Annotated in this window: 26 protein-coding genes; 11 read left to right on the top strand and 15 right to left on the bottom strand. The window is 69.9% G+C overall.

What is annotated here, in order from left to right:
• Window positions 1–8: 8 nt before the first annotated feature.
• Both ABGB12_RS05445 and ABGB12_RS05440 read right to left on the bottom strand, forming a co-directional pair.
• A complete protein-coding gene (locus ABGB12_RS05445) occupies window positions 9–749 on the bottom strand; it encodes an SDR family oxidoreductase (RefSeq protein WP_347675148.1) in 741 nt (246 codons plus the stop codon).
• A 53-nt stretch (window positions 750–802) separates the two neighbouring features.
• Window positions 803–1372, bottom strand: coding sequence for a Rid family hydrolase (locus ABGB12_RS05440; RefSeq protein WP_347675147.1), 570 nt, complete (start codon window positions 1370–1372; stop codon window positions 803–805).
• A gap of 73 nt (window positions 1373–1445) precedes the next feature.
• On the opposite strand from ABGB12_RS05440, the gene ABGB12_RS05435 reads away from it, so the two are divergent.
• Window positions 1446–2381 carry a LysR family transcriptional regulator gene (locus ABGB12_RS05435; RefSeq protein ID WP_347675146.1) on the top strand — a complete coding sequence of 312 codons (936 nt, stop codon included), beginning with the start codon at window positions 1446–1448 and terminating at the stop codon, window positions 2379–2381.
• Here ABGB12_RS05435 and ABGB12_RS05430 read toward each other — a convergent pair.
• Window positions 2335–2730, bottom strand: a complete 396-nt coding sequence (locus ABGB12_RS05430) for an SHOCT domain-containing protein (protein WP_347675145.1) — start codon at window positions 2728–2730, stop codon at window positions 2335–2337. The two genes, ABGB12_RS05435 and ABGB12_RS05430, sit on opposite strands and share 47 nt — an antisense overlap.
• A 278-nt stretch (window positions 2731–3008) precedes the next feature.
• Here ABGB12_RS05430 and ABGB12_RS05425 point away from each other — a divergent pair, with 278 nt between their 5' ends.
• Window positions 3009–4271, top strand: a complete 1263-nt coding sequence (locus ABGB12_RS05425) for a YncE family protein (protein ID WP_347675144.1) — start codon at window positions 3009–3011, stop codon at window positions 4269–4271.
• 78 nt (window positions 4272–4349) lie between these two features.
• Here the strand turns inward: ABGB12_RS05425 and ABGB12_RS05420 are convergent, their stop codons facing one another.
• The gene (locus ABGB12_RS05420; RefSeq protein ID WP_347675143.1) at window positions 4350–4931 is read right to left on the bottom strand and encodes a GNAT family N-acetyltransferase; all 582 of its coding nucleotides are present in this window, start codon (window positions 4929–4931) and stop codon (window positions 4350–4352) included.
• Between the two features lie 194 nt (window positions 4932–5125).
• Between ABGB12_RS05420 and ABGB12_RS05415 the strand changes: the two genes are divergently transcribed.
• Complete coding sequence (locus ABGB12_RS05415; RefSeq protein WP_347675142.1) at window positions 5126–6571, top strand: MFS transporter; 1446 nt, start codon at window positions 5126–5128, stop codon at window positions 6569–6571.
• A gap of 285 nt (window positions 6572–6856) precedes the next feature.
• On the top strand, window positions 6857–7288 hold the full coding sequence (locus ABGB12_RS05410; protein ID WP_347675141.1) for a pyridoxamine 5'-phosphate oxidase family protein: 432 nt from the start codon (window positions 6857–6859) through the stop codon (window positions 7286–7288).
• 19 nt (window positions 7289–7307) lie between these two features.
• Here the strand turns inward: ABGB12_RS05410 and ABGB12_RS05405 are convergent, their stop codons facing one another.
• Entirely contained in the window at window positions 7308–7988 is a 681-nt protein-coding gene (locus tag ABGB12_RS05405; RefSeq protein ID WP_347675140.1) for an ATP-binding protein, read from the bottom strand.
• A gap of 110 nt (window positions 7989–8098) precedes the next feature.
• Between ABGB12_RS05405 and ABGB12_RS05400 the strand changes: the two genes are divergently transcribed.
• The gene (locus tag ABGB12_RS05400) at window positions 8099–8911 is read left to right on the top strand and encodes a helix-turn-helix transcriptional regulator (protein WP_347675139.1); all 813 of its coding nucleotides are present in this window, start codon (window positions 8099–8101) and stop codon (window positions 8909–8911) included.
• Window positions 8908–9105 (top strand): DUF397 domain-containing protein, encoded by a 198-nt coding sequence (locus ABGB12_RS05395; RefSeq protein WP_347675138.1) that lies wholly within the window; start codon window positions 8908–8910, stop codon window positions 9103–9105. The genes ABGB12_RS05400 and ABGB12_RS05395 overlap by 4 nt, the downstream gene beginning before the upstream one ends.
• Window positions 9106–9169: 64 nt before the next feature.
• Here ABGB12_RS05395 and ABGB12_RS05390 read toward each other — a convergent pair whose 3' ends face one another.
• Window positions 9170–9469 carry a hypothetical protein gene (locus ABGB12_RS05390; RefSeq protein WP_347675137.1) on the bottom strand — a complete coding sequence of 100 codons (300 nt, stop codon included), beginning with the start codon at window positions 9467–9469 and terminating at the stop codon, window positions 9170–9172.
• A gap of 164 nt (window positions 9470–9633) precedes the next feature.
• Between ABGB12_RS05390 and ABGB12_RS05385 the strand changes: the two genes are divergently transcribed.
• Window positions 9634–10146 (top strand): hypothetical protein, encoded by a 513-nt coding sequence (locus ABGB12_RS05385; RefSeq protein ID WP_347675136.1) that lies wholly within the window; start codon window positions 9634–9636, stop codon window positions 10144–10146.
• Between the two features lie 116 nt (window positions 10147–10262).
• Here the strand turns inward: ABGB12_RS05385 and ABGB12_RS05380 are convergent, their stop codons facing one another.
• From ABGB12_RS05380 to ABGB12_RS05360, 5 genes are all read right to left on the bottom strand, one after another.
• The gene (locus ABGB12_RS05380) at window positions 10263–10541 is read right to left on the bottom strand and encodes a hypothetical protein (RefSeq protein WP_347675135.1); all 279 of its coding nucleotides are present in this window, start codon (window positions 10539–10541) and stop codon (window positions 10263–10265) included.
• 207 nt (window positions 10542–10748) lie between these two features.
• Complete coding sequence (locus ABGB12_RS05375; RefSeq protein WP_347675134.1) at window positions 10749–11018, bottom strand: type II toxin-antitoxin system RelE/ParE family toxin; 270 nt, start codon at window positions 11016–11018, stop codon at window positions 10749–10751.
• The gene (locus tag ABGB12_RS05370) at window positions 11015–11287 is read right to left on the bottom strand and encodes a type II toxin-antitoxin system Phd/YefM family antitoxin (RefSeq protein ID WP_347675133.1); all 273 of its coding nucleotides are present in this window, start codon (window positions 11285–11287) and stop codon (window positions 11015–11017) included. Before ABGB12_RS05370 ends, ABGB12_RS05375 begins: the two co-directional genes overlap by 4 nt.
• A 376-nt stretch (window positions 11288–11663) precedes the next feature.
• Window positions 11664–12701 carry a BtrH N-terminal domain-containing protein gene (locus ABGB12_RS05365; protein WP_347675132.1) on the bottom strand — a complete coding sequence of 346 codons (1038 nt, stop codon included), beginning with the start codon at window positions 12699–12701 and terminating at the stop codon, window positions 11664–11666.
• Window positions 12702–12892: 191 nt separating this feature from the next.
• A complete protein-coding gene (locus ABGB12_RS05360; protein ID WP_347675131.1) occupies window positions 12893–13870 on the bottom strand; it encodes a helix-turn-helix domain-containing protein in 978 nt (325 codons plus the stop codon).
• A 124-nt stretch (window positions 13871–13994) separates the two neighbouring features.
• Between ABGB12_RS05360 and ABGB12_RS05355 the strand changes: the two genes are divergently transcribed.
• Window positions 13995–14990 carry an NAD-dependent epimerase/dehydratase family protein gene (locus tag ABGB12_RS05355; RefSeq protein WP_347675130.1) on the top strand — a complete coding sequence of 332 codons (996 nt, stop codon included), beginning with the start codon at window positions 13995–13997 and terminating at the stop codon, window positions 14988–14990.
• Window positions 14991–15052: 62 nt separating this feature from the next.
• Window positions 15053–15631, top strand: a complete 579-nt coding sequence (locus tag ABGB12_RS05350) for a hypothetical protein (protein WP_347675129.1) — start codon at window positions 15053–15055, stop codon at window positions 15629–15631.
• Between the two features lie 36 nt (window positions 15632–15667).
• Here the strand turns inward: ABGB12_RS05350 and ABGB12_RS05345 are convergent, their stop codons facing one another.
• Window positions 15668–16012 (bottom strand): zinc ribbon domain-containing protein YjdM, encoded by a 345-nt coding sequence (locus ABGB12_RS05345; RefSeq protein WP_347675128.1) that lies wholly within the window; start codon window positions 16010–16012, stop codon window positions 15668–15670.
• Window positions 16013–16032: 20 nt separating this feature from the next.
• On the bottom strand, window positions 16033–17817 hold the full coding sequence (locus ABGB12_RS05340) for a carboxyl transferase domain-containing protein (RefSeq protein WP_347675127.1): 1785 nt from the start codon (window positions 17815–17817) through the stop codon (window positions 16033–16035).
• A gap of 131 nt (window positions 17818–17948) precedes the next feature.
• On the opposite strand from ABGB12_RS05340, the gene ABGB12_RS05335 reads away from it, so the two are divergent.
• Complete coding sequence (locus tag ABGB12_RS05335) at window positions 17949–18356, top strand: hypothetical protein (protein WP_347675126.1); 408 nt, start codon at window positions 17949–17951, stop codon at window positions 18354–18356.
• Window positions 18357–18368: 12 nt separating this feature from the next.
• Here the strand turns inward: ABGB12_RS05335 and ABGB12_RS05330 are convergent, their stop codons facing one another.
• The gene (locus ABGB12_RS05330) at window positions 18369–19016 is read right to left on the bottom strand and encodes an NAD(P)H-binding protein (RefSeq protein WP_347675125.1); all 648 of its coding nucleotides are present in this window, start codon (window positions 19014–19016) and stop codon (window positions 18369–18371) included.
• Between the two features lie 43 nt (window positions 19017–19059).
• On the bottom strand, window positions 19060–19518 hold the full coding sequence (soxR, locus tag ABGB12_RS05325; protein ID WP_347675124.1) for a redox-sensitive transcriptional activator SoxR: 459 nt from the start codon (window positions 19516–19518) through the stop codon (window positions 19060–19062).
• Window positions 19519–19625: 107 nt separating this feature from the next.
• On the opposite strand from soxR, the gene ABGB12_RS05320 reads away from it, so the two are divergent.
• Complete coding sequence (locus ABGB12_RS05320) at window positions 19626–21020, top strand: MFS transporter (protein WP_347675123.1); 1395 nt, start codon at window positions 19626–19628, stop codon at window positions 21018–21020.
• Window positions 21021–21026 lie beyond the last annotated feature (6 nt).

Genomic DNA, 21026 nt, shown 5'->3' with positions numbered 1-21026 from the left:
ACCTATGGTCAGCGCATGGTGGCGCCGCCGTCGACGCTGAGGACCTGGCCGAGGACCCAGGCGGCGTCGTCGGAGAGGAGGAAGGCGACGGCGGCCGCGATGTCCGAGGGGTCGCCGAGCCGGGGGCTGCGCTGGCCGCGCAGGACCGAGGCCCGGAAGTCCTCGGGCAGGGACTCCCTCACCTGCTCGGTCAGGACGAGGCCGGGGGCGACGGCGTTGGCGCGGACGCCCTTCCTGCCCCAGCGGGACGCCACGTGGCGCATCAGGGCGTTGACGCCCGACTTGGCGACGCCGTAGCCGACCCGCTCGCGTTCACCCGCGTAGGCCGCGCCCGAGGACGTGTAGACGATCGCGCCGCCGGTTTCGAGGAGGTGCGGGATGGCGTGGCGGGTCAGCAGGAGATAGCCCTTGAGGCCGACCTCCAGGGTGCGGTCGAAGACCTCCAGGTCGATGTCGACGGCGTCGGTGTCGCGTGCGAGCACGGACATGTCGGCGGCGTTGGCGTGCAGGCCGTCCAGGCGCCCGTACTCCCGGACGGCCCTGTCCACCAGCGCGGCGATCGACGCCTCGTCCGCCTGGTCGTACCGGACGGCCAGGCCGCCGATCTCCCCGGCGACCTTCTCGGCGTTGTCGAACGCCAGGTCTCCGACGACGACCCGCGCGCCCTCGGCGGCCAGCCGCCTGGCGGTCGCCTCGCCGATCCCGCTGCCGCCGCCCGCCACAATGACCACTCTGTCGTGAAAGCGCATGGGCGCAGAATAGAACACGTTCTACTTCTTGGTCACGGGTCCGGCCGGGCCGATCAGGAGGGCAGCGAGGCGGTCGCCTCCACCTCCAGCAGGGCGCCGGGGATGAAGAGACGGGACACCTCGACCGTGGTGCTGGCGGGCGGATCCTTGGGAAAGTAGCGGTTGCGGACGACGCCGTACTCGCGGAGGCGGGAGAGATCCGTGACGAAGGTGCGCACGTGGGTGACGTCCTCGAAGGTGCATCCCTGGTCGGCGAGGATGCGTCCGAGGAGGACCATCACTCGTTCGGACTGCGCGGCCATGTCGTCCGGACCGACGAGTTCGCCGTCGTCGTCCAGAGCGACCTGGCCGGAGACGAACAGCAGGCCCCCCGCGCGCGTGGCGTGCGAGTAGAAGCCGTTGGTCGCGGGGACGGTCGCCGGGTTGAGCGCCTCGACGCGCCTCTCCCGCCGCGTCGTCACGACGACCTCGGCTCCGGCCACGGCCTCGGCCGGGCCTGCCGCCGTGACGGCCCCCGCCACGCCACGGGGCGTCCGGTTCCACACGGTCATCTCGCGGCCCGCGGCGACGAGCCGTTCCACCATCGGGACGCCCATGCGCCCCAGTCCCATGAATGCGATCACGTCCACGACGTTAGGGAGTGAGAAGGCATTCCACCAGCGACTATATTTCATAGAACCCATGCGAGGAGGGAATGTGTTCGACACCGACGCCCTGCTGCTGCTCGTCACCGTCGCCCGTACCGGCTCCTTCACCGCGGCGGCGGCCGAACTGAACTACACCCAGTCCGCCGTCTCCCGCCGCATCGCCACCCTGGAACGCGAAGCCGGCGGCCCCCTCCTGGAACGCCTCCCCCGGGGCGTGCGCCTCACCCCGGCGGGCCGGACCCTGCACCGCCACGCGAAGGCCGTCCTCGACCGCCTGGCCAGGGCCGAAGCCGACCTCGCGGCCCTCCACGGCGGCTACGGCGCGACCCTCCGCGTGGGCGCTTTCGCCACGGCGAACGTCCACCTGCTCCCCACCGCCCTGCGCCACTTCCACGAGACGCACCCCGGCGTGGAGGTCACTCCCGTGGAAGGACCGTCACGCCACCTCATGCGCCTCGTGGCGGACGGCTCACTGGACCTGGCGATCGTCAGCGACTACCCCTCCGGCCTCGCCCCTCTGGACGGCGTGACGCTCACCCCGCTGCTGGAGGACACCCTCCACGTGGCCCTTCCACCGGCCCATCCCCTGGCCGGCGAACCGGACCTGGAGTTGTGGGACCTGCGCGCGGAGACCTGGATCCAGCACGGCCCGCCCGACCGCCCCACCCTGCTCACCGACGCCTGCTCCCGCGCCGGGTTCACCCCGCGGAAGATCATCCGCATAGCGGAGTGGACCGGCAAGTTCGGCTACGTCCAGGCCGGGCTGGGCGTCACCCTCGTCCCGTCCCTGGCCGTCCGGGCCGTCCCCGGGAACCTTCGCCTGCGCCCTCTGGACACCCTGTCCCGCACCGTCCACCTGGCCCTGCCGACGGCCGCGCTCCCGGCGGCCGCCGCGTTGAAGGAGCACCTGGCGAGGATCGCGGGCCCGGGCGGGGAGCTCAGCCGAGGACCTTCTCCTTCGCCCGCTGGTACTCCTCCTCGGTGATCGCCCCGCGGTTCTTGAGATCGACGAGCTTGGACAGTTCGTCGGCGTGGCTCGTGCCCCCACCGGGCCCCGCCGTCTCACGCACGTAGGCCCTGAACTCCTGCTCCTGCTGCTGGAGCCGTTCCATCTCGCGCCTGCTCATGTCCGTGCCGCGGGCGATCAGGTAGATGAACACGCCGAGGAACGGCAGCACGAGGATGAGGATGAGCCAGCCGGTCTTGCCCCAGCCGCTCAGGTCGTGGCTCCGGAAGATGTCATTGATGATCTTGAAGAGCAGAACCAGCCAGAGGATCCAGGTGAAGAACACCAGCATCGTCCAGAAGAACTCGAGCAGTGGGTAGTCGTCCATGTCACCGCTATTCCCGCCGCGACGGACCGGTACGTTCAGCCCCTCCCCATCACCCCTTCAGGCGTGGAGGGCAACGTCCCGGTTTCGCAAAATCCCCGAGGGAATATTGCGCCTTTTTGAGCATTCACGGAGTGGATCTTCATCCCCCGGACCCTTGTGGCGGCCGCCACACTGTTCTACCGTCCGGTAACCGGTCTTGAACCCTGAAGTATCCAGATTCCGGAAGATCCGGACGCGGGATCCGCCCGCGTTCCTCCCCACCCCCCAGGAGGAAGAACATGCGTGTTTCGGCTTCACGGTCCCGCAGATCGCTGCTGGCCGGCGCCGCCCTGACCGCTGCCGCCCTGGCCGGAGCCACCGCCCCCGCCGGCGCGGCGCCGCAGGCCGCCCCCTCGCTGCAGGAGGTGATGTTCGTCGGCAACAACTGGGAAGGCACCGCCGACGTCATCCGGTCCAGCGGCGACTTCGCCAAGATCGGCCGGATCAACGTCGTTCCCGACAAGGACGAACGGCTCCGCGAGATCTACCTCAACCCCATCAGGCTCGTCTTCTTCCTGGGCATCCGGGAGACCGTGGGCGAAGGCCACGACCAGTACGTCGACGACATGTACTCCACGCCCGACGGCAGCGCGCTGGTCGCCTCCCGGCCCAGCTTCGCCGACGTCGTCTCCATCGACGTCGCCACCGGGAAGGTCAAGTGGCGTTTCCCCGTCTCCGGGTTCCGCGCCGACCACATGGCCGTCTCCCCCGACGGCACCAAGGTGGCGGTGTCGGCGTCCACCTCCAACACGGTGCACGTCCTGGACATCAACACCGGGCACCAGGTCGGCTCGTTCAAGACCGGTGACAAGCCGCACGAGAACGTCTACACCGACGGCGGCAAGTACCTGTGGAACATGTCCATCGGCGAGGTCAACAACGACTCCGACGCGCCGTGGCAGGACTTCCTCAAGGGCGACCGCAAGATCACCGTCGTGGACACCGCGACGTACAAGGTCGTCAAGACCATCGACATGCGCCAGCGCCTGGACGCCTTCGACCGCAAGGACCTGTCGGACTCGGTCCGCCCGGTCGCCTTCACCCCCGACGAGTCCAAGCTGTACTTCCAGGTGTCGTTCTTCAACGGCTTCGTCGAGTACGACGTGGCCACCGACAAGATCACCCGGGTGAAGACGCTGCCGAAGAACCCGGACACCAGCGACGACCGCAAGACCTACGTCAACGACTCCCGCCACCACGGCATGTCCATGAGCCCCGACGGCTCCAAGCTGTGCATCGCCGGCACCATGGACGACTACGCCACCATCGTCGACCGCGCCTCCCTCACCGAGGGCCCGCTGGTGCCCGCCGCCAAGCCCTACTGGGCCACGGTCAGCGGCGACGGCAAGGCCTGCGTCATCTCCGAGAGCGACGCCGACCAGGTCACCGCGATCGACTTCGCCACCGGCCAGAAGGTCGTCTCCGTCCCGGTCGGCGACCACCCCCAGCGCGTCCGCGTCGCCCGCGTCCCCGTCGGCTGGACCTCACCCGCCGGCAGCTGACCCCCGCTCGGGCGGGGGAAGGGCGGCGCCCCTCCCCCGCCCCGGCGCTCCTCTTCGAGTTCACCGCGCCGAGGCGGGTCATGCACCGCTTCGCGTGGTCCGCTGCGCCTTCCACCGCCCGGCGGTCAGCCGGTAGAGCACGTGGAGGCGCAGAGGATGGCCCTCCGGGACGAGGGGGTGCTCGAAGTCCCCGTCCTCATCGCGGACCATGCCGATCCGCCGCATCACCGCCTGGGAGCGGAGGTTCGCAACGGCGGTGAACGAGACGATCTCGTCCAGGCCGACTTCGGTGAACCCGTACTCCAGCACGGCCCGCGCCGCCTCACTGGCGTACCCCAGACCCCAACTCCCGCGGCTCAGCCGCCACCCGATCTCCACCGAGGGCGTGAAGTGGGAGTCGAACCTCGTCCGCGCCATCCCGGTGAATCCGACGAACTCGCCGCTCCCTGCGACCTCCAGCGCCCAGAACCCGAAGCCGTCCTCCTGGATCCGGCTCTCGAGCCGGTCGACCGTCGCGTCGCTCTCCGCCCGCGTCAGCGCCGCCGGGAAATGCTCCATGACCTCGGGGTCGGCGTTCAACTCCGCGAACGGCCCCCGGTCCTCCTCCCGCCACCGCCGCACCAGCAGGCGCTCGGTCCTCAGTACGACTCCTTCGTCCATGCCCACGACCGTACAACCGCCGACGGGCCGAAAGGGGCGGGTCGCAGGAGGTGTGCCGGTCCGGCAGGTCTTCCCCTCCTGGGCGCCGTGTCGTGCACGTCACAGGGATGTGCACCATACATACTTTGTGCGTCGATCACATCTTATGTACGGTACACAAATCCCCCTGGCACCGATCTTGACGGAGACCCCACGTGCAAGAACCCGCACCCGCCGTCCGCTCCGGCGGAATCGTCGGCGTACTCGCCGTGGCGGGCATCGTCGCCGCACTGGTGCAGACCCTGGTGGTGCCGTTCATCGGCGAGATGCCGCACCTGCTCGGCACCACCGCGTCCAACGCGTCCTGGGTCGTCACCATCACGCTGCTGGTCGGCGCGGTCTTCATCCCCGTCACCGGACGGCTCGGCGACCTCTACGGCAAACGCCGCATGCTGCTGCTCTCCTCGCTGCCGCTCATCGCGGGCTCCGTGATCTGCGCCCTGGCCGACTCCGTGGTCCCCATGATCGTCGGCCGGGGGCTGCAGGGCCTCGGCATGGGCATGATCCCGCTGGGCATCAGCGCGCTGCGCGACCTGCTGCCGCCGCGGAAGCTGGGCTCGGCCATCGCGCTGATGAGCGCCTCCATGGGCGTCGGCGGGGCGCTCGGCCTTCCGATCGCCGCGGCCGTCGCCGAACAGACCAGCTGGCGGGTGCTGTTCTGGGGTGTCAGCGTGCTGAACGTCCTGGTCACCGTGCTGATCTGGCGGCTGGTGCCGCCCACTCCCGTCCAGGCCTCCGGACGCGTCGACCTCGTCGGCGCGGTCGGGCTGGGGACCGGGCTGGTGTGCCTGCTGCTGGGCGTCTCCAAGGGCGCCGACTGGGGCTGGACCAGCGGCACCATCATCGGGCTGCTCACGTCCGCGGTCGTCGTCCTGCTCGTGTGGGGCTGGTGGGAGCTGAGGACCGGCGACCCGCTGGTCGACCTGCGCGTCACCGCGCGGCGGCAGGTGCTGCTGACCAATATGGCCTCACTCCTCGTCGGGTTCGCGATGTACGCGCAGTCCCTGGTCGTGATGCAGCTGCTGCAGCTCCCCGAGGCCACCGGGTACGGGCTGGGCCAGTCGATGCTCGCCGCCGGACTGTGGATGGCCCCCGGCGGCCTGATGATGATGGCGGTCTCACCCCTGGGCGCCCAGCTGTCGGCCGCCCGCGGCCCCAAGACCACCCTGCTCGCCGGCTGCCTGGTCATCGCCGCCGGATACGGCTCCTCGACGGTCCTGCTGGGCTCCACGTGGGGGCTGCTGACCGTCGTCTGCGTCATCAACTCCGGCGTCGGCCTGGCCTACGGGGCGATGCCCGCCCTCATCATGGGCGCGGTCCCCCTCTCGGAGACCGCCGCCGCCAACGGCTTCAACACCCTGATGCGCTCCATCGGCACCACCGTGTCGGCCGCCATCGTCGGACTCGTCCTGTCCCAGATGACCGTCCGGATGGGCGGATACACCCTGCCGTCCGAGAACGGCTTCCGCACCACCATGCTGATCGCCTGCGGAGTCGCGTTCGTCGCCGCCCTGATCATCACGGCCCTCCCGTCGAGCCGTCCCGCCACCGCCTCCGAACCCGAAGAGCCGACCCCTCAGCCCGTCGAGGCCGCCGCCTGACGGCCCTCCGGCGAAGACAACCACTCCGCGTACGTGCCCGCATATCCGCATCGCTTCATGGGAGCGGGTGCCGTCCCATGCGGGGCGGAGCACCAAGGTGGAGTCCACCTGGGGCGGCGACCTCCGGATGAACCGCTCGGCGACGCGCGGCGCGTTCTTGAGAGCATGCCGACCAGCGGCCGGGCCGGAACGAGCGGTGCTTTTTGTCGTCGGCGACGGGTACGGTCCGATCTGGTCGACGGAAAGCCCGGGGGCGGCCCGACCACCCGAAGAAAAGGGGGTTTCATGGCTTTGTCGCAGGAAGAGCGGGAAGAGTTCCTGGCCGAGCCGCATGTGGCGGCGCTGGGAGTGGACGCGGGCGAGGACGGAGGGCGGGGGCCGCTCGTCGTGCCGGTCTGGTACCACTACACGCCCGGCGGCGATGTGTGGATCATGACCGGGCGGGACTCGCGGAAGGCGCGGCTGATCGCGAAGGCGGGGCGGTTCTCGCTGCTGGTCGACCGGATCGAGCCGACCATCCGGTACGTCTCCGTCGAGGGGACGGTGGAGGAGACCGTCCCGGCGACCCGGGAACGGCTGACCGAGCTGGCCTCCCGCTACCTCCCCGCCGAGAAGGTCGCCCCGTACGTCGACTTCGCCTGGGGGGACCACGGGCCCCAGGTGGTGATCCGCATGCGTCCGCGGCGCTGGGTGAGCTCCGACCTCGGCTCGGGCTGAGCCCGCCCGGACTCCGACGTCAGCCTTCCCGCCCGCCGCGGCCAGGGCTCTGGCCGTCGGCGCGGACGGCGCAGACCTCCGCGGAGGCGCGGAAGGGGACGTCGTCGCTGTTGTGGCCTTGGTGCTCCTCGGCGAGCCGGGCGATCCGTTCGCCCAGCCGGCCCACCACGTCGGCGACGAGCAGCTCCCGGGTCCGCCGGAGGACCCCGTGCGCGTCGAGCGCCTCCCGCACCGACTCCGCCAGCAGCCCGACACCCGGCTCCACCGGGATCACCGACGACGGGAACTTCGAAAGCCGCGCCCACGCCGCCTTCCCGCCCCGCTCCCCGTCCGGCTCGACCCCGCACGCGGCCGAGAGCGCCGCGACGATCCCCCACCCCCGCCCGGCCTCGTCCAGCTCACCGGCGGCCCTCGCCACCGGCATCCGGCCCGAGCCGTCCCACACCTCGATGCGGACGTCACCGAGCGTCTCGACGACGCCGACCTCCACCGTCTCCGTCCCCGCGTGCGCGAACACGTTCGTGACCAGCTCGGACACCACCACCCGGCCGTCCTCCACGAGCCGCTCCAGCCCCCACTCCCGCAACGCGGCGACGACCGCCCACCGAGCCTTCCGCGCCGCCGACCCGTCGACGGCGAACACCTCGCACCACCGGTTCAGCTCCCCGCCGTCCCCGCTCATCCCGACCCGCACCCCCACGGCTCTCCTCCCCCACCGATTCCGCGCTATCGATGGCGAGTCTGCCGAGACGTCCCTAGCCTTGCCCCGTTCCTGGGAAAGTCTGGAAACTGAACGCGACGGAGCGTGTCATGTACAACACCAAGGAACCCCCCGACCCCCGGCTCAGCCTCTGGGCCATGATGGCCTTCTACGTGCGCTTCCTTCGCACCCGGCACGGTCAGTCAGGCGACACGGTGGCTCGCTGGCTGCGATGCTCCCGCTCCTCGGTTTCCAGACTGGAGAGCGGCGAGTCCCAACTCAAGGACCGAGAGGCCGCCCTCCTCGACGAGAAGTGGAACACCGGCGGCCTGTTCACCAACCTGCTCTGGTACGCCCGCCTCGGCCACAACCCCGACTGGGCCAAGAGCTACTTCAGCTTCGAGAGACGGGCGTCGGTCCTCCGGCTGTACGACGGCCAGCGCATCCCCGCCCTCTTTCAGAGCCCGGAATACGCGAGGGCCCTGATGGTCGCCGGCCGATCCAAGGACCCCGACAAGGCGGTGGCCGAACGCGTTGCCCGCCAGGAACTCCTCCATCGCACCGACCCTCCGGAAGTCTGGGTGCTGCTCTCCGAAACCGCGCTCCTGCCCCGTATCGGAGGCGCGGCGGCCATGCGGGACCAACTCGCCCTCCTCCTGAAGGCCTCCCGAATGCCCCACGTCCACCTACGGGTCGTCGAGAACCGCGCAGGTGCGACCGAAGGCCTGGACGGTCCCTTCAAAGTCATCACCGTCAGCGAAGGCGACGTGGGATTCACCGACGCGACTTTGGAAGGGCGCCTCATCACCGTCGCTGCTGAAGTCACCGAACTACGAAATAAATTCGACCGTATCGGCATGTATGCCACCCCCATAGACTCCTCGCAAAAAGTGATCGAACGCGTGATGAAGGAGATGTCATGACGGTTCACCCTGTCTGGCGCAAGAGCACACGAAGCGTCGATGGCACCTCAGACCAGTGCGTGGAACTCGCCGCCCTTCCTACCGGCATCGGCATCCGTGACTCCAAGCACGTCACCTCGGGGCACCTGACGTTCAGCCGCGAGCAACTCTCCAAGGTCCTGTCCGCCGCCAAGGCCGGTGCGCTCGACCTGTAGCGGAAAGAAGCCGGTACGGTCGTTCGCCGCGTCCGCTGGTCTCCGGGTCGAGGGGCCGGTTCTGTCACTCGGTCATGCCTTCCAGGACCCGGTCGGTGATCGCGGTGATCGTCGCCTTCGACACGTCGGCTCCATAGACCTCTGCCAGGTGAACGAAGGTCTCGCCATGCCCACGGCCGAGATGGGCGTCCATCTCGGCCTGCAGAGCGGTCTCCAGCACGAGCTCGACCAGCCCGGCCGGCATTCCGTCCCTGCCGACCAGCTCACGCCCGTCGGTCTTCGCCGCCTCCACCAGCCGACCCACCAGGACCCGCTGCTCCTCCTGCATCTGCTTCTGCTGCGAACCGGGCAGACTGGTCTCCACTCTTTCGGAGGATTCCGCACCCAAGATGCCTCCTCAGATCCTCTGAGTCACACCCTTCGCCTGAACACTCCCTTTCAAGGACGTCCGCTTCACGGTCGCCGGGGCGGCCGAACAACGAATGGAACAGTTCGGTACGTGTTCGGCCTTGGCTAGCATGGCTCGACATGGCAGATCTGCATGAGGTGCTCATCACCGCCGAGCTTCCGGCCGACCTTCCGGAGACTGAGATCGCGGAACTTCGTTGGCATCTCGGGCTTGGCGCGAAACCAACGGAGTTCAACATCGTGGCTGACTGCCTTCCCCTCGTGACCACTGATGAAGATGGCGAACCGTTGCCAAAGGACGAGTGGGAGATCGATGCATATCCTCTGCTGGCAGAGCGCGGCCCAGCAGACCCGAGGATCGGCGGAGTGGTCTTCTCCGAACTCATACGTCGCGAGGAGCCAGCGGGCAGTGGCTGGGCTTTGTCCTCCCGCCAGGTCTTCCACAGTGATGACCTCCCCCTGTTGACACAACTCCTCCGGTGGCTGCAGGAACGGGCGGTCGGCTACAGGGGCGGCCCGGCATGCTTCAGCTGTCACACTCGCTTCCATGAGGACGATCTCGTCTTGAAACCGGTATCCCTGGACGGGGAAGACCTGGTTGTCCACGAGATCATGGCGCTCCGGAAGTTCTGAAGCGACCGAGTACCTCCATCGATCACGGGAACGCTGAGCTGGGCGACATGATCGACTGAACGTGCCCGAAAGGCCCAGCGATCAGGTCAATCGCGGAGGGTTTCTGCTGTGCGGCTTCAAGTTCTCCGGTCATCGCCTTCCTGGCTGGTGATGGTGTACCAGGCGTGGGGAGAAGGGATACGGCTGATCAGACCTTGATCGGCCAGCTCCTGCAAGGCCTGGGAGAGCTCTTGGTCGGTCACGGATGCTTCGCCGATCGACTCGGCGAACATGCGGACACGCCAGACGTCGAACTGGATCAGGGGAGGCGTCGGTCCCAGGTCGACGTCGATCTCGGTGCCATCGACTTCTCTTCTTCCCGGCACGCCCTGGGCGTGTTCGGGCCCGGGCTGCAAGGAGCCCTGGCCGAGTCAACCGCCGCCAGCACCCGCCCCGCCCGCACAGGCAGCGGCGGGAGGCGAGGCGGCAGCCGCCCCCACAGGAAGGCCTCTGCTCGGCCGATTCCGGAACGCCGACGGCGCCGACCCCGGACCGGAACCCTCCACGGGTCTCACCGGGCAGACGCCACCGGGCACCGGCCTGTTTCGACTTTGAAACAGGTCTTAGAGGTTGCGGTAGACGTCGCGCCGGTCGCCGACCTTCACCACGAGAATGAGCAGTTCCCCGTCGTTGATCTGGTAGGCAAGCCGGTAGTTGCCTACCCGGAGCCGGTAGAGCCCTGAAAGGCCAGTGAGCTTCTTGACGTCGGCGCCTTCACAGTACGGGTCGTCGCCGAGCGCGGTCAGTGCGGTGAGGATGCGCATGGCGTCGGGTCGGCTGATGGCCCGAAGCTGCCGTTGCGCCGCCGCGGTGAACCGGAACGCGTACTTCATGCGACGTTTTCGTCCCGCTCGGAGAACAGGTCGGCGAGCAGCTCGGCCATCGTCACCGTGGGGCCGCCTTCGGCCAGGACCGCCTCCGCTTCCCGGGCCAGCATCACGTCGGCCGCCTCTTCGAGTGCCTCCAGATCCGCAACCGGCACTATGGCTGCGACAGGCACGCCGTTGCGAGTGATCACTGTTGGAGTGCCCTGCTCGGCCTGGTTGATGTGGTCTGAGAGGTGTGCACGGGCTTCCCGCAGGGTCACTGAGTTCTCGGCCATGAGGCCAGTGTACACATATGCGTGTACACAACCGGGCATCACCTGCCATCCGTCCCGTGCAGGTCGGCGAGCAGGCGTTCCCACCCTCCCGCGAGAACGGGTGATTCTGCCCGGTAAGGGAGACCTGCGGACCGGAAGGTCAGGGGTTCGAATCCCTTAGGGTGCGCAGCAGCCCAAAGGGCCCCTCGCGAGGGCCCTTTTGCCGGTGGCAGCGCTGTGCAGCCGTCCGCTTCAGAGACGGCACCTTACGAACAGGCTGTTCACCATGCTCGTCGTCCCGCCCTCGGCAGCGCATAGGCCGTCGGCCATGGCGCAGTTCGAGCACGTCAAAGTCTCTTTCTGGTCAGTCGGCGCGGAAGCGCTGTGCCGGGGCGGGTCAGGGTTGTCCGCCGGCTGCGGCCAGGGTTTCGAGGGCCTGTTCCTCCAGGGCGGGGAGAGCCGCCGCCGTTCTGGCGATCGTCGCGTGGTCGGGGTTCGGGGCGGTGACGGCGGAGGCCAGGGCGCTCCAGGTCTCGGCGCAGGCGGCGTAGGCGTGCGCCGCTTCGCCGAAGGACGGGTCGCCGGTGAGGGCGGCGACGTCGCGGCAGAAACCGGACTGGAGGCGGCGGAAGAGGGCGCCGCCGGTGCCGGCCTTCTCGATGTAGACGGCCAGGGAGCGGTAGAGGCGGGACAGGTCGTCGGGGGCGAGATCTCGGGGCCAATCGGCGAGTCCGGTGGTGAACCGGGAGATGCCTTCCAGGCCGTGGGCGTCGCTGATGTTCTCGGGGAGCAGGCCGCTCAGGTCGTCGTCGCCCCGCAGGCGGGCGGCGGAGCCCGCGGCCGCCTCGCGGGCCGCGGGGAGGAGTTCGGGAAGGCTGTCCGGGAAGCGCATGGGGTAGGTGGCGTGGCGGTTGCGTCCGGGGAAGCCGTCGGAATCGCGGGCCTTGGCCAGGGCGTCCAAGGGGACCTCCTGGATCTCCTCCCGGTCGTTGTCCGCGACGTAGGCGACGCCCGCCTCGGTGTCGTAGCCGACGATCACCAGGGCGTGCCGGGTGTTGCTCAGCCGTACGCGCAGGTAGGGCAGCTGGAGGATCTCGGCCCACACCATGACGGGGCGGCCGGCGTCCAGTTCCCGGGTGACCCAGGCCCAGCCCTCGGCGGGGTCTTCGGTCTGGCGGCGCTCGACGGCGACGCCCAGCCGGCCGCACAGGTCGAGCTCCATGTCTCCGCCGCGGCCTCCCAAGTAGAGCAGGGGGCTCACCTCGGGAATCGACATCCAGTGGAAGCTCAGGCCTCCGGCGAGCCCGAAGACCAGCGCCTCGCCGGGCGGCCCGTCCCAGCCCAGCCCGGCCCAGCCGATCAGGTCCCGCAACGACGCCGACCCGCAGTGCCCGCCGAGCCGGTGCGGATAGCCCTCGATCATCACCCGTGCCATGACCGCCTCCCTCAGGTGGTTCGCCTCCAGGACCCCGCATTACCGAACCACATTCGGTATCAATTGGCCACCGGGTCCGGGAAGCCTTCCGCCGCGCAGGACTCTTCAACCCGCCGGTCTGCGGCAGGAACCGGCGCGCATGCTGGAGCCGCGCACCCATGCCGCGGGCGATGCAGCCCAACGGCCCGCCACTACACCGGCGCCGCCACGACTCCTCCTGCCGGGCTCGGGTGCCGGGTGAACGCGGCGCGGTAGGCGCTGGGGGTGAGTCCGGTCCGTCTCGACAGGTGTCGGCGAAGGGAGTCCGTGGTGGCGAGGCCGCTGAGCCGGGCGACGTGGTCCATCGGCAGGTCGGTCGTCTCAAGTAGTTCCTGCGCCCGGAGCACTCGCTGGTGGAGGAGCCATTGGAGCGGGGTGAGGCCGGTCTCCGCGTGGAACCTGCGGGTAAGGGTGCGGACGCTGGTGCGGGCGTGGGCGGCGAAGTCGGCCCGGGTGAGCGGTTCGTGCAGGCGGTCGAGTGCCCAGGCGCGGGTCTCGGTGAGGGAGGTTCCGGTCTCGGGTGGCAGGGGCGTGTCGATGAACTGGGCCTGCCCACCGGGTCGTACGGGTGCCGCCACGACCAGGCGGGCGACGGCATTGGCCGTCGCGGCGCCGTAATCGGTGCGTACCAGGTGCAGGCACAGGTCGATGCCGGCGGAGAGTCCGGCGGAGGTCAGGACGTCGCCGTCCTGGACGTACAGCACGTCCGGGCGCAGCTTGACGGCGGGGAAGCGGGTGGAGAACTCCTCGGACTTGGCCCAGTAGGTGGTGGCGCTGCGTCCGTCGAGCAGGCCGGCCTGGGCGAGGACGAAGGCTCCCGTACAGATCGAGGCGACACGTCTGCCTGCGGCTGACGCGCGGCGCAGGGCTGAAAGGACGCGTGGGTCGACGTCTTCGCGAGCACCGGTTCCGGTGACGATGACGGTGTCGGCGTCGTCGACGACCTCCAGCCCGTGGGGGATGGTGATCTCCAGGCTGCCACTGGTGGCGACCGGCCCGGGACGGGCCGTGCAGACGCGTACCTGGTAGGCGGCGTGTCCGTCGATGGTCGTCTCCCCGAGTACCAGCTCGGGGATGGACAGGTCGAACGTGGTGGCAGGGGGGACGGCGATGACCGCGACCCGATGCATGGCCCGAACCTCCGGATGTTTGGCATTCGGGCCACTACCTTACGGACCGGCCGGGGTGAAAGGTAGAGCCGTCGCCGCGGCAGCCGGGGCGACGGTCCCCTCTTTCCGATCAGGGAGTGCACGCGTGTCCTTGTACGTCATCGTTGGATCCGGGGCCACTGGATCGGCCACCGCGCGTCAGCTGGCCGACGCCGGCGAGCGGGTTCGGCTCATCAGCCGCCGAGGCACCGGGCCGGCGCACGAACGGATCGAACTCGTGGCCGCCGACGCGGCCGACACCGCCGGGCTCATCGAGCTGACCACCGGAGCAGCGGCCTTGTTCAACTGCGCCATGCCGCCCTACGACCGCTGGCCGTCCGAGTTCCCACCCCTGGCCGCCGCTCTGCTCACCACGGCAGAGCGCAGCGGCGCGGACTACGTCATGCTCGGCAACACCTACGGCTACGGTCCCGTCGACGGACCCGTCACCGAAGACCTTCCCCTGGCGCCCACCAGCGTCAAGGGCCGGGTACGAGCCCGACTGTGGCACGACGCGCGCGCCGCCCATGAGGCCGGCCGGGTACGGGTGACCGAAGTCCGGGCCTGCGACTACCTCGGAGCGGGCGCGCTCTCGCCGTTCACCCTCATGGTGGGGGCGCAGGTGTTGAGCGGCGAGCCCGTCTTCTATCCCGGAGATCTCGACGCGCCGCACAGTTGGACCTACACCGAAGACGCGGCCCGCACGCTGATCGCCGCAGCGCGCAACGCGGACTCCTGGGGCCGGGCCTGGCATGTGCCCTCCACCTCGCAGGCCCCGGTTCGCGAACTGGCCGAGCGCCTGGCTTCAGCCGCCTCCGCGCCCGCCCCGAAGCTGGGCCGCATGACGGTGGCCGAACTCGAGGAGATCGGGCGGACCGACTCGGTCATGGCGGAGTTCCCGGAGATGCTGTACCTGTACGACCGCCCCAGCATCCTCGACGCGTCGTTCACCGCGTCGGTCCTGAACATCGCCCCCACACCGATCGATGTGGTCCTCGACGAAATGGCCGCGGCGCACGACCGGCCCCAGGAGTCCGCGTCGGGCGCAGGGCCAGGAACGGCCAGATCCGGCGAGCGCCGGAACACGCCAGGGGGCTTTTAATGATTCCGGATAGTTAAGCGGCGATCTTCCCTAATAAGGGAGATCCCCCTAGTGGAGGCGACATGTCTGTTGCATCGCGGTTTGTTCTGGCGGGGGCCCTCGTGGCCGCCTCGGTGTCGGTGGCCGGGCCCGCCGAGGCCGCCAAGGCCTGCGTGCTCGGCAAGTGGAAGAGCACCTCACAGCGCCTGATCATCCAGGGATCGGGCGGGGAGACCCACGGGAACGGGGTGAAGGGGGTACGGCTGACGATCACCCGTACGTCGCTCGCCTATGACTTCGACAAGTCCACGAGGGAGACGCTCGTCGGCTCCAGCCTCGGCTCGCCCACCTTCAGGTCCTGGGTGAAGTACACCAAGAAGCTCAAGGTCAAGGCGACGGTGAAGGGGTCCAAGAAGGGGACCGTCGTTCTGAAGCCCAAGACCGCGCGCGGCGACGCCACCGGGACCGGCGCCACGACATGGCCCGAGTACGAGTCCATGGGCAGGTGGAACATCGCCGAGAACGTGCGCGAAGGCGTCGTCGAGGACGCCGTCCCGGTGAAGTCCTCCTTCAGCTGCTCCGGCAGGACCCTGAAGTTCTTCTCGTCCTTCAAGCACCGGGGCTACGACGTCTTCATCGGCCGGGTCTTCACGCGCGCCTGACCGGAGCGGGAGCGCCCTCACCCGGACCGCCGAAGGTCAGGCCTTCTTCACGACGCTGGACTTGAGCTGCATCGAGCCGAAGCCGTCGATCTTGCAGTCGATGTCGTGGCCGTCCACGCCGTCGACCAGGCGGATGTTGCGGACCTTCGTGCCCGCCTTGATCCCGGCGGGGCTGCCCTTGACCTTCAGGTTCTTGATCACGGTGACGGTGTCGCCGTCGGCCAGGACGTTGCCGACCGAGTCCCGGATGACCCCGGACTCCGGGGCGTCCCCGGCGGCGGGCGTCCACTCGTGGGCGCACTCGGGGCACACCAGCAGTGCGCCCATCTCGTAGGCGTACTCGCTGGAGCACTGGGGGCAGGGAGGCAGCGTCTCGTTCACCGGGAAAGCATACGCCCTGGTCACCACGTGTCGACGAAGCGGTGGCGGGGCCCGCGGGGCGGGCGGTCCTTGAAGGAGGCGAGGATCCAGCGGCGGGTCTCGGCGGGGTCGATGACGTCGTCGAGTTCGAAGGCCGAGGCGGCGTTGAGGGCCTTGCTGTGGTCGTAGGCGAGGGCGACCATCTCCTCGAAGAGGGCCTCGGGGTCCTCGGCGGCCTCCAGTTCCTTGCGGAATCCCAGGCGGACGGCGCCCTCCAGGCCCATGCCGCCGATCTCGCCGGTGGGCCAGGCGAGCGTGGCCACGGGGGCGCGGAAGCTGCCGCCCGCCATGGCCTGGGCGCCCAGGCCGTAACCCTTGCGGAGGACGATCGTCACCAGGGGGACGGTGAGGTTGGCGCCGGTGACGAACAGGCGGCTGAAGTGGCGGACGGTGGCGGTGGTCTCGGCCTCGGGGCCGACCATGAAACCGGGAGTGTCGCAGAGGGAGACGACGGGGAGGCCGTGGGCGTCGCAGAGCTGGAGGAAGCGGGCCGCCTTGTCGGCGCCGTCCCGGTCGATGGCGCCGCCCAGGTGGGTGGGGTCGTTGGCGATGAGGCCCATGGGGACGCCCTCGACGCGGATCAGGGCGGTGCGGATACCGGGGGCGAAGCCGCGGCGCAGCTCCAGCACCGAGCCCGTGTCGGCGAGGGTCTCGACGACCTGGGCGACGTCGTAGGGGGTCTTGCGGTTCTCCGGGATGAGATGACGCAGGAGACGCTGGTCGGGGGACGTCCAGTCCTCGGCGGCGCCTGAGAAGTAGGACAGGTAGCGCCGGGCCACGGCCACCGCTTCGGCCTCGTCCTCGGCGACGACGTCCACGACGCCGTTCTTCGACTGGACGTCGATCGGGCCGATCTCCTCGGGGCGGAAGACGCCCAGGCCGCCGCCTTCGATCATGGCGGGGCCGCCCATGCCGATGTTGGCGTCGGGGGTGGCGATGATGACGTCGCAGCAGCCCAGCAGGGCCGCGTTGCCGGCGAAGCAGCGGCCCGAGGCGATGCCGACGAGGGGGACCCTGCCGCTCAGGCGGCCCATCGCCCAGAAGCTCGTGACGTCCAGGCCGGAGACCGTCGTGGTGTCGGTGTCCCCGGGACGGCCGCCGCCGCCCTCGGCGAACAGCACCAGCGGCAGTCCCCGTTCGGCCGCCAGCTCCAACATCCGGTCGGTCTTGCGGTGGTTGAGGTATCCCTGGGTGCCCGCGAGGACCGTGTAGTCGTACGACATGACGGCGGCCGACCGCCCGCCGATCTCGCCGACGCCGCAGACGAGGCCGTCGGCGGGGGTGCGCTCGATGAGCTCCTCCACCGGGCGGCGCCGTCGCTGGGCGGCGATGGCCAGCGCCCCGTACTCGACGAACGTGCCGTCGTCGCACAGGTCGGCGATGTTCTCGCGGGCGGTGCGGCGGCCCTGTTCGTGGCGGCGCCGGACGACCTCCGGACGGCCGGAGTCCAGGCCGGTCTCGTGGCGGGCGCGGACGGCCGCCAGGTCGGGCCGGATCTCGTCCAGGTCGATCGAGACGTCCTCCTGGCGGGCGGCGGCCGTCACCTCCGCGGCCTTCACCCTGACGAGCGGGGCGTCCCGCGGCACCGTCCGGCCCGCCTCGACCAGGACCTCCTCGACGATCCCGTCGTGCTCGGCCCGGACGATGTGCTCCATCTTCATCGCCTCGAGCACCACCAGGGCCGTCCCCGCCCGGACCTCCTGGCCCGCCGACGCCTTGACGCTCACCACGGTGCCCGGCATGGGGGCGCTCACGAACTCGTCCACGAATCCGACCCTAAGGACGTCGTCAACCCCCGGCCGGGCCGCGGTAAAGGTCGGCCGTGTTCCGGTTCCCCGCTCCGGGCGTTCGGGTATCCCCGCTCGAGTCGAGCGGCCGTACGACGCAGGGATCTTCCATGGGAACCGTCCATCTCCGGGCTGTCGAGAACAGGTGCGACTACCACGTGCTGGTGCGGGACGGGCAGAACCCCGATCCCGCGCTCACCTTCCTGGTTCCCGCGGGCAGGCAGGTGGAGGTGGCCGGGGAGATGGTGTTCCCCCCGGTCGGCAATCCCGAGGAGCTGCACCGGGCGTTCACCGTCACCGGCGAGGACGGGAGCGTGGCCCACTGGCTCTACCAGGAAGCGAACCGCCCCGAGGGCAACGAGATCCGCTCGGCGTCCCACGGCGACTACCGCAAGAGCGACCTGCTGGCGCGGGTGCCGGACTCCTCCCGGGTGTCCCTCATCGTCGAGCCCGGAGCGGTGTCGGTGGCGGTGTTCATGGAGGACGAGACGGCCGCCATCAGCCGCGATTTCGACTGACGGCGGCTCCTTTCACAGTGCCGCGACGGCCTCCGCTATGGGCACGTCGCCTCCGTGGAGCTCCAGTGTCCTGTGCACGCCCGCTCCGGTTCTGAGCAGTTCGACGATGACCGCCGCGACGTCGTCGCGGGGGATGTCCCCCCGTTCGGCCGGCGGGTCGGTGAGCCGCACCAGCCCCGTCCCCGGGCCGTTCGTCAGGCGTCCCGGACGCAGGATCGTCCAGTCCAGGTCCCGTTCCCGGAGGTCTTCTTCCGCCACCCGCTTGGCGGTGACGTAGGCCGTCCAGGACTCGTCGAGCCCCGGCGGGACCGGCTGGTCCACCCCGGTCGACGAGATCTGGACGAACCGCCGGACCCCGGCCTCCTGGGCGGCCTCGGCGCACAGGATCGCCCCGTTCTGGTCGACCGTCGCCTTCCTGGCGGCTCCGCTGCCCGGCCCCGCCCCGGCCGCGAACACGACGGCGTCGGCCCCCTGGAGCAGGATCGCCAGCTCCGCCATGGGGTCCTCCTCGAGGTCGAAGAGCACCCCTTCCTGGCCGGTGGCCTCCAGGTCGGGAATCTGGTCCCGGTCGCGGACCACTCCGACCGCACTCCCGTCCGGCAGCGTCCGCAGCAGCCGGAGTGCGATCTGACCGTGCCCGCCCACGATGACGATACGCATACCCCGATCTTCGCAGATCCGGGGAGCGCTCGTTCACGCACGGTCACCGCTCCCTCCAGCGGAGGGGGCCCGTCCCCTTCTCCCTCAGCGTGTCGGACGGGTTGTGCAGCGAGCAGCTGTCGAGGCTCAGGCATCCGCATCCGATGCAGTCGGTGAGGTCGTCGCGCAGCCGTTCCAGCGCCTTGATGCGGCTTTCGAGCTCGTCGCGCCAGCGTTCGGACAGGCGCGCCCAGTCGCGTCTGGTCGGCGTGCGCCCGGACGGAAGGGACTCCAGCGCCGAGCGGATGTCCTTGAGCGGCACTCCCACGCGCTGGGAGACGCGGATGAACGACAGGCGGCGCAGGACGTCGCGGCGGTAACGCCGCTGGTTGCCCGCCGTCCGCTCCGCCTCGATGAGGTTCTCGCGCTCGTAGAAGTGCAGCGTGGAGACGCTGACGCCGCTGCGTTCGGACACCTCTCCCACGGAGAGCAGAGAGGCGGGGGCGCCGGGTGAGCCGGGCATCGGAATCCTCCGTCGAAAGAACTTGACCTCAAGATTGGTTGAGGTTTTACGGTCATCTCATGATCTCGTCACAACCATCCGAGGCACCGGAAAAATCCAGTTCAGGGGTGCTGGGCAGAACATTCCTCTGGGTCACGATCGGCTCGTGCGCACTCGTCTTCCTCGCCGCTTTCGAGAGCGTCGCGGTGACCGCCGTGATGCCGACCGTCAGCAGGGCGCTGGACGGGGCCGGGCTGTACGCGGTCGCTTTCGCGGGCCCTTTCGCGACCGGGGTCATCGGCATGGTGGCGTGCGGGATGTGGGCCGACCGGCGGGGGCCGGTCGAACCGCTGTACACGTCCGTCGCGTTGTTCTCCGCCGGACTGCTGCTGTGCGGGCTGGCCTCGTCCATGGAGGTCCTCGTCGCCGGACGGCTCGTCCAGGGGCTCGGGGGCGGAGCCGTGACGGTGGCCCTCTACGTGGTGGTCGCCCGGGTGTACCCGGAGGAGCTCCATCCGAAGATCTTCGCCTGGTTCGCCGCCGCCTGGATCGTGCCCTCGCTCGTCGGCCCGGTCGCCGCCGGGGCCGTCACCGACCTGCTGAGCTGGCGCTGGGTGTTCCTCGGCGTGGTCGTGCTGGTCGTCCTGGCGATGCTCATGGTGGTCCCGGCGCTCGGCGGGCTCGGCCCCGAGAAGGCCGAGGACGACGAGGGCACCGGGGAGGACTCCGGCAGGAGACCGGCGCTGCTCGCCTGGGCCGTGCTCGCCGCGCTCGCGGTGCTCGCCCTCAACCTGGTGAGCGAGGTCCCCCGGGTGGGCGGGGCGCTGGCGCTCGCCTCGGTCGCCGTCGCGCTCGTCGCGGTGCGTCCGCTGCTGCCGGCCGGGACCCTCGTCTCCCGGCGCGGGCTGCCCAGCGTCGTCCTGATGCGCGGGCTCATCGCCGCCGCGTTCTTCGGCGCCGACGTCTACCTGCCCTACCTCTTCACCGACAGGTACGACTTCTCCCCCACGCTCGCCGGACTCACCCTGACGTTCGGGGGGCTCGCCTGGTCGGCGGCGTCCGCGCTTCAGGGACGGCTGGGCGAGCGGCTGCCCCACGCCGTGGCCGTCCGGATCGGGACCGCCCTCCTCTTCCTCGCGGTCCTGCCGGCCCTGGCTACCGCCGCTCTCGGCCTGCACCCGGCCGTGCCGATCGTCGGCTGGGTGGCGGGAGGCGCGGGCATGGGCTTCATGTATCCGCGGTTGAGCACCCTGACGCTCTCCCTCTCGACCCCCGCGAACCGGGGTTTCAACTCCTCGGCGCTCGCGATCGCCGACTCGCTCGGCGCGGCGCTGTCCCTGGCGCTCACCGGCCTCATCTTCACCGCGCTCCCGGCTCCTTCCACGAGCGAGGGCTCCTTCGCCGGAGTGTTCGCCTTCGCCGCGGCCATCGCTCTGGTGGCGGCGCTCCTGGCCCGCCGGGTCGCCGCGAAGAACGAAAGACCACTCACAACCCCCACGGAATACGAAGAGGTGCCCGCATGAAAGCCA

The sequence above is a fragment of the Actinocorallia sp. B10E7 genome (genome assembly GCF_039871655.1).
Taxonomy (GTDB): domain Bacteria; phylum Actinomycetota; class Actinomycetes; order Streptosporangiales; family Streptosporangiaceae; genus Actinocorallia.
The sequence above is the reverse complement of the archived record's forward strand: the minus strand, read 5'-3'. Positions and strand labels throughout refer to the sequence as shown.